6 protein-coding genes and 1 pseudogene are annotated in these 7,748 nt (G+C 70.8%); 2 read left to right on the plus strand and 5 right to left on the minus strand.

The annotated features are described in order from the left end of the window. Window positions 1–274, plus strand: a pseudogene (locus Msi02_RS42435) (ATP-binding protein); the annotation flags it as partial. Between the two features lie 29 nt (window positions 275–303). Here the strand turns inward: Msi02_RS42435 and Msi02_RS42440 are convergent. From Msi02_RS42440 to Msi02_RS42460, 5 genes are read right to left on the minus strand one after another with little or no spacing between them, the layout of a single operon-like run. After that, window positions 304–1,308 carry a methyltransferase gene (locus Msi02_RS42440; protein ID WP_204053363.1) on the minus strand — a complete coding sequence of 335 codons (1,005 nt, stop codon included), beginning with the start codon at window positions 1,306–1,308 and terminating at the stop codon, window positions 304–306. 5 nt (window positions 1,309–1,313) lie between these two features. Continuing rightward, window positions 1,314–2,111: an ABC transporter ATP-binding protein gene (locus tag Msi02_RS42445; RefSeq protein WP_079320933.1), complete on the minus strand. Its 798-nt coding sequence runs from the start codon at window positions 2,109–2,111 to the stop codon at window positions 1,314–1,316. Window positions 2,112–2,123: 12 nt separating this feature from the next. Next, on the minus strand, window positions 2,124–2,933 hold the full coding sequence (locus Msi02_RS42450; RefSeq protein ID WP_239109420.1) for an ABC transporter permease: 810 nt from the start codon (window positions 2,931–2,933) through the stop codon (window positions 2,124–2,126). Window positions 2,934–2,935: 2 nt separating this feature from the next. After that, window positions 2,936–3,709, minus strand: coding sequence for an ABC transporter permease (locus tag Msi02_RS42455; protein WP_204053364.1), 774 nt, complete (start codon window positions 3,707–3,709; stop codon window positions 2,936–2,938). Beyond that, complete coding sequence (locus Msi02_RS42460) at window positions 3,706–4,683, minus strand: ABC transporter substrate-binding protein (protein WP_239109417.1); 978 nt, start codon at window positions 4,681–4,683, stop codon at window positions 3,706–3,708. The genes Msi02_RS42455 and Msi02_RS42460 overlap by 4 nt, the downstream gene beginning before the upstream one ends. A 405-nt stretch (window positions 4,684–5,088) precedes the next feature. Here Msi02_RS42460 and Msi02_RS42465 point away from each other — a divergent pair. Beyond that, window positions 5,089–7,748, plus strand: a 2,660-nt coding sequence (locus Msi02_RS42465) for a sensor histidine kinase (RefSeq protein WP_204053365.1), incomplete at its 3' end; no start/stop codon positions are given.

Here is a 7,748-nt window from a genome sequence, read left to right on the forward strand (position 1 = left end):
GGTGCTGGTCGACACCCGGCGGCTTGCCGACAGTTTCCCGGCGGTGGACTACTTCGAGGAGGCGCGACTGCCCTTCGTCGTCGGCGTCAACGGCTTCGACGGGCAGTACCCGCACGCCGAGGAGGAGGTGCGCGAGGCGATGACGTTGGCGCCGCACATCCCGATCGTCCGCACCGACGCCCGTGACCGCGAGTCGGTCAAGAGCACCCTGATCACCCTCGTCGAACACGCGCTGACCATGCGGGTCGCCGTACCCGGCTGGGGGCGCGCCTGAGGCGGGCCCCCGGCTCGGGAGTCACCGCTCTAGACGCGGACCGCCTCGATGAGGGTGGCGTGGAACGGCAGGTCGTAGGCACCGACCAGGCGCAGCCCGGCCGCCCGCAGCAGGGCGTCGTGCTCCGACCTGCTGCGCTCCCTTCCCTGCCCGAACAGGCCGAGCATCCGCATGTCGAGGTCCTTGCCGAAGTGCGGTGAGTCGTCGTCCGGCAGGACTATCTCCACCAGCAGCACCCGGCCGTCGTCGCTCATGGCCTCGCGGACCACCCGCAGGATCCGGGTCGCGTCCTCGTCGTCCCAGTTGTGGATCACACTGCCCAGCAGGTAGGCGTCGTGACCCGCGGGGACGGACGCGAAGAAGTCGCCCTCGACGAGCTCCACCCGCTCCGACAGCCCCCACTCGTCGAAGGCGGCCCGCGCGTCCGGCAGCACGTGCGCCAGCTCCACCAGCACCCCGCGCAGGTGCGGGTTGGCCCGCAGCGCCGTCGCCAGGATGTGGCCCCGGCCGCCGCCCACGTCCACCAGCGTCTTGACCGACGAGAAGTCGTAGCTCGCGGCCACCCCGTCGGCCATCGGCTGCGACCGCTGGGTCATGAAGTCGTTGAAGATGCGGTTCAGCTCGGGGTCGGTTCCCAGGTGGTCGTAGAGCACGCCGTACTTCTCGACGAACGCCGACCGCCCCTGGCGCACCGTCGTGGCCAGGTTGTGCATGCCGTACGAAAGCGTGGGCGTGGTGTTGGTCTGGACGGCCGTGCGCAGCGACCCGGGGACCCCGTCCACCAGCAGCCGGCCCGCGTCGGTCAGCGCGTACGTGCCGGGGGAGACGGAGGTGAACAGCCCGCTGGCGGCGCACGTCCGCAGCAGGCGGGCCAGGGACGGCGCGTGCGCGCCGCAGCGGGTGGCGAGCTCCTCGACGGTGAGCGGCCCGTCCTTCAGGTGGCCGGCGCAGTCGAGGTCGACGACCGCGCCGAGCGCCGCGGCCCGGTAGGCCCCGCGCAGGAGCTCCCACACGACGCTGCTGGGTTCTGTCACGTCCACTACTCCTTGTCGATCTGTGAAGGGGTCATGCTGAACTCGGGTCTGCCGCGCACCAGGCGGCTCACCTCGCTCCGCAGGTGTACGAAGGCGGGCAGCTCCCGGGTCCCGATCTGGTCGCGGGGACCGGGCAGGTCGACCCGCAGGTCGGCGGCGACCACGGCGGGCGCCCTGGTCAGCACCACCACCCGGTCGCCGACGTAGACGCTCTCGTCGATGTCGTGGGTGATCAGGACGATCGTCATGCGGTGGTGGCCGCGTACGGCGAGGACGAGATCCTCCAGGTCCTCGCGGGTCTGGGCGTCGACGGAGCCGAACGGCTCGTCCATCAGCAGCAGCGAGGGACGGTAGGCGAGGGCCCGGGCGATGGCCACCCGCTGCTGCATGCCGCCGGACAGCTGCCAGGGATACTTGGCCGCGGCGCTTTCCAGCCCCACCGCCGCCAGCGCCTCGGCCGCCGCCGTACGGCGGGCCGCCCGGTCGAGGCCGCGCCGCCGCAGCGGCAGCGCCACGTTGTCGCGGACCGACATCCAGGGGAACAGCGACCTGCTGTAGTCCTGGAAGACCACGGCGAGGTCGTCCGGCGTCGCGGTGACCGGCCGGCCCTTGACGCGCACCTCGCCGCCCGTCGGCCGTACGAGCCCGGCGATCGACCGCAGCAGGGTCGACTTCCCGCAGCCCGACGGGCCGACGACGCAGACGAGCTGGCCCTCCGGGACACTGAGGTCGATCCCGCCGAGCGCCCGGTGGGCCTCCGGGCCGCTGCCGTAGGTGTGGGTCAGGTTGACGACGTCGAGCACGGTGATGTCACCTCACTTCGTCCGCCCGGCACGCCGGTGCCAGGACAGCGTGCGCCGTTCCACGACGAGGAACGACGAGTTGAGGAGGAAGCCGAGGACGCCGAGCAGCGCGATCGTCCCCCACATCCCCGGGAGGTCGAAGTTCTGCTGCGTGTAGAGCAGCTCGTAGCCGATCCCGCTGGTCGCGCTGCCCGCGAGCTCGGCGACGACCATCAGGATGAGCGCGAGCGACAGGCTCAGCCGCAGCCCCGCGAAGATCTTCGGCGCCGCCGCGGGCAGGATCACCCGGGTGAGCCGCTCGGCCCGCGACAGGCCGAAGACCCGCGCCGTCTCGATGTGGAGGCGGTCCACGTAGCGGGCGCCGTCCACCGAGTTGACCAGGACCGGCCAGACCACGCCGTACACGATGGTGGCGACCTGCATCCGCGCGTCCGCCTTGAACAGCACGACGAACAGCGGGATGAGCGTCGGCGGCGGGATCGCCCGCCCGAACTCGATCAGCGGGTCGACGTAGCCGGCCAGCGTCTTCGACCGGCCGATCGCCACGCCGAGGGCGATCCCGCCCAGGCAGGCGAGCGCCCAGCCGCCGAACATCCGGCCGAGGCTGGGCAGGAAGTCGGCGAGTGCGGCGTCGCTGAGGAACAGGCGGGCCGGGGGCCCGGAGAACCACAGCTCGCGCAGCCGGGCCAGGATCGCCGACGGCGGCGGGAAGTAGACCGACTCCGCCGCGCGGGCGGCGGCCTCCCACACGGCGACGACGACGGGCACCGTCCACAGCCGCAGGGCGAGCCCGCGCAACCGGCCGCCGTTCGCGACGGTCATCGTCACTGGGTCACCCCCGCGCGTGCGGCGTGCCAGCGGAACAGGCCGCGTTCGGCCCGTACGAGCAGCGCGTTGACGACCAGGCCGATCAGCCCGGCCCACACCGTGGCCGCGAGCATGAGGTCGATCCGGTAGCCGGACCCGGCCCTGACGATGTAGACGCCGATGCCGCCCTCGCCGCCGGCGAGCAGTTCCGCGCTGATCGCCACCACCAGCGCGACCGAGGCCGCCAGCCGTACGCCGGTCAGGACGAACGGCGCGGCGCTCGGCAGCGTCACCCGCAGCAGCACGGCCAGGCGGCCGAAGCCGAAGACGCGCATCGTGTCCTTGGCGACGGGGTCCACGTCGTGCAGGCCGTACATCGTATTGACGAGCACCGGCCAGCAGGCGGCGTAGACGATGACCGTGACCTTCATCGTGCCGTCGGCGGCCGCGATGAGCGCGACCAGCGGGATCAGCGCGACCGAGGGGATCGGCCGGAGGAACTCGATGACCGGCCGCAGCGCCGTCTCCGCCCTCGGCAGGCTGCCCAGCAGCACTCCGGCCGGTACGGCCAGGAGGGTGGCGAGCAGGAGGCCCTCGGCCCACACCTCGACGGTGGCCGAGACGTCGTGGAGGAATTCGGAGTCGGCGGCGAGCCCCGCGGCCCCCGCGAGCACCGTGGACGCGAGAGGCATGATCTGGGTGTCCAGGAGGCCGGTGCGGCCGGCGACCTCCGCGGCGACGAGCAGGACCGCGACGCCGGCGGCGCCGCGGGCCACTCTGCTGAGGATCATTGCGGCATCGGCACCAGCAGCGGGTTCACGTCCATCTTGGCCTTCAGGTAGCCGTACTCCAGCATCAGGTCGGCCACCCGCTGGATGCGCGTCGCGTTCAGCGTGGACGGGTACGCGCCGAGCGTGATGATCGAGGCCGCGTCAGGAGTGATCTTGGTGTACGTCGGCAACACCTTCTCCACGGCCTTGCGGTCGGAGTCGGCGATCTGCTGCGCCTTCACGATCGCGCGCTGGAAGGCGGCCATCGTCTTCGGGTATTTCGACAGGGTGGGCTCGGTCGTGGTCCAGCCCGCGATCGGGAAGTCCGCCATCGCGCCGGTCATCGTGTCGGCGATCTTCCGGGCGCCCATGTCCTTCTGCACGCCGGTCAGGAACGGCTCGGTGAGCCAGGCGGCGTCCGTCTGGCCCGACGCCAGCTTGCCCGGCGCGTCGGGGAACGCGGCCGGTACGTACGTCACGTCCTTGGTGGACAGCCCGTTGGCCCGCAGGGTCGAGTCGACGGCGAGCGTGCCGATGCTGTTGAACGACGCGACCGAGATCTTCTTGCCCTTGAGGTCCTTCACCGACTGGATCGGTGAGTCCTTCTTCACCACGATGTCGAAGACATCCGGTTTGGCCTGGAAAGTGTCGGCAAGGACGCGGAAGTTCGCCATCTTCGCTTCCTGCGCCGAAAGCACCGAGAAGTAGTTTCCGAGCGTGATGTCCACCGAACCGCTCACCAGCTTCGGGATGGCGACCTGAGTGCTCGCCACAATTTCGGGCTTTACGGTCAGCCCTTCGGCCTTGAAGAAACCCCGTTCCGTCGCGATGTACAGCGCCGCGACGTCCGCGATGGGGAGAATACCGACTTTAAGGGTGGTTTTTTCCAGTCCGTTATTGCCGGTCGCTGTCGTATCCGTATCCGCACCGCCACAGGCGGTGAGTGTCAACGCTGCTATGACGCCGATGACGGTCGTGCGACCCGTCAGCCTCATGGAGTCTCCTCAGGTGGGGGAAGTGAAGGCGCCCGGGCGGGAGATGGCGGCACCGGGCGACGGGCGAGAAGCGTAGCTGGACTTAAACCGAGATAACAGGATTAAGAGTCCTATGTCACCAAACTGGTCAGTAAATCCACTATGCCCCGTAACCTGGGGTGTGGCGGTTTGGACCGATACATGTCCGGAACCTCATTCGGAAATGCCGTTCGCCGCCCGGTGGATGCTCGGGAAAGGCTTTACCCGTGCATCGTCGCACGAAAGTCTCGCCGCTTGGAACGTGCCAAATGATTCGACAGGTTGGTCTATCTCGTCGCCTTATGCTCCAATTGCCGATGTCTTGTGGGAGGTATCCCGAGTGATAGGTCCGAATCCCATCTAGAAGAACCGCGTGAGGTTGCACCAGTGAGGACGGCAACAGTCGAGAGCGGTCGTCGTAGTGAACGGAAGCCGCCCCCGCTGTCGGCCGGCTCCGGGGCGCCCGCGGCGGACCAGGGGGAACAACCGGAGCAGCCCCAGCCGCCCGGGCACGACACCGGCAGCCCGCTGGCGCTGAAGAACTGGCGGCTGCGCACCCGGCTGCTGGCGCTGATCCTGGTGCCGACCGCCGTCGCCGTCACGCTGGGCGGCCTGCGGGTGGCCTCCTCGATCAGCAGCGCGGCCGAGTACCAGCGGGTGCAGGACGTGGCCGAACTGATCGTCGGCATCGGCGACTTCGTCCACGAGCTGCAGCTCGAGCGCGACCTGACGGCCCGCTACGTGGCGATGGACCGTCGCGGCGGCACGATGCTCTCACTGATCCGGGAGCAGCAGGCGGCGGTCGACGCGGCCGCGCAGCGCGTGCGGTCGAAGGCGGAGACCGCGGGCGACGCGTTCGGCGACATCGGCCGCGCCGACCTCGTCCGCCTGCGCGGCCGTCTCGACGAGCTGACCGCGCTGCGCGGCACGATCCTGCAGAGCAGGCTTCCCGCGCTGCCGGCGATCGACAAGTACTCGCTGTTCGCCGCCGACGCGCTGCGGCTGTACGACGAGACCGTGCAGGGCGCGGTGGACGAGGGCGTCATCGCCGGCCTCAAGTCGATGGCCTCGCTCGCGCGGGCCGAGGAGGAGATCTCCAAGCAGCGGGCGCTGATGACCGCCGCGCTGGTGCGGGACCGGTTCGAGACCGCGGAGATCGACGCGTTCACCGCCGCCCGAGCCCGCGAGGTCAGCGAGCGCAACGCGTTCCTCGCGCAGGCCACGCCCGCGCAGCGTCAGCTCTTCTCCGACACCGTCACCGGCCAGAAGGTCGACCGGGCCGAATACCTGCGCGCGCTCGCCCTGAGCCTCACCCGGGACGGCCTGTCGCTGCGCCGCATCGAGCCCGGCGGCCAGGCGGTGGACACCTGGTTCGACGCGATCACCGAGACCGGCGACCAGATGCACAAGGTGAACCTGGCGCTCGCCCGCTCGGTGATCTCGCGCAGCGTGGAGTTCCAGGGGGCCGACCAGAGGGTCGCCGCGGTCAACGTGATCCTGGTCGCCGCCGTCCTGCTGGTGGTCCTGCTCATCACCTCGGTCATGGCCCGCTCGGTCGTACGGCCGCTGCGGCGGCTGCGCAGCGAGGCGCTGGAGATCGCCGGCCACCGGCTGCCCGACCTCGTCCAGCGCCTGCGCGAGTCCGACTCCGCCGGCTCCCGGCAGGTGCAGCCGATCGGGGTCGTGTCGGCGGACGAGATCGGCGAGGTCGCGCGGGCCTTCGACGAGGTCCACCGCGAGGCCGTACGGCTGGCGGGCGACGAGGCCCGGCTGCGCGGCAACATCAACGCGATGTTCGTGAACCTGTCGCGGCGCACGCAGACGCTGGTGGAGCGGCAGATCACCCTGATCGACGGGCTGGAGCAGGGCGAGCAGGACGAGCAGCGGCTCGCGAACCTGTTCAAGCTCGACCACCTGGCGACCCGCATGCGCCGCAACAGTGAGAACCTCCTGGTCCTCGCCGGGCAGGAGCCCGCGCGCCGCTGGAGTCAGCCCGTCGAGATCACCGACGTCCTGCGGGCCTCGCTGTCGGAGGTCGAGGGCTACGAGCGGGTGGTGCTGAACTTCCCCTCGGACGTCTCGATCGCCGGTCAGGCCGTCAACGACGTCATCCACCTCATGGCGGAGCTGGTGGAGAACGCGCTGTCGTTCTCGGCCCGCGACACCCGGGTGGTCGTTTCGGGCAACCGGATCGACGGCGGAGGCGTGATGATCTCCGTCACCGACTCCGGCATCGGGATGACCGCGGAGGAGATCTCCCAGGCCAACTGGAGGCTGGCGAACCCGCCGGTCGTGGACGTGTCGGTGTCCCGCCGCATGGGCCTGTTCGTGGTCGGCCGCCTCGCCATGCGCAACGGCATCCGGGTGCAGCTCAGGCCGCACGACGGGGGAGGGCTGACCGCGATGGTCCTGCTGCCGGAGACCCTGATGGGCCGTCCGGCCGGCTACGCGCAGCAGTCCTACTCGGGCGCCTTCGCCCCCGCATGGAACTCCCAGCCCGGCCAGTCGTCCTGGGGCGGGCCCTCCCCGTCGATCTCCTCGTCGGCTCCTCCGTCCATCTCCCCGCCGATTCCGGCGCAGGACCCGCTCACGCGGCTGCGCGGACGCCGGTTCGACTCGGTGCCGGACGAGGCGGCCACCGGCCCGCTGCCCAAGGTGGCCGGGCCCGTTCCCCTGGGCCCGGGGGTTTCGCCGGTGTCGACCGGGCCGATCTCGATCTCCGGTCCGATACACGGCGCCCCGGTCCCGCAGGGCGGGACACAGGCCGGCCCGCCCGCCGAGGAGTATCTGCCGATCTTCGCCTCCGTCGAGTCCGCCTGGTTCCGGCGCACTCCCGCCACCGACACCGGATCCGGCTGGCAGCAGACCTCGTCGATGGACGCCGGGTGGCAGGCCGCGGCGGCGGCCACCGAGAAGCCCGCCTCGGACGGCACGACCGCCTCGGGTCTGCCCAAGCGGGTGCCGAAGGCCAACCTGGTGCCCGGCTCGGCCGAGCCGGCCGCGGCGCCGGCGGCGCCCGCCCCTTCGCAGCCGATCCTGTCGCCCGA

It is taken from the genome of Microbispora siamensis (genome assembly GCF_016863095.1).
GTDB classification, from domain to species: Bacteria; Actinomycetota; Actinomycetes; order Streptosporangiales; family Streptosporangiaceae; genus Microbispora; species Microbispora siamensis.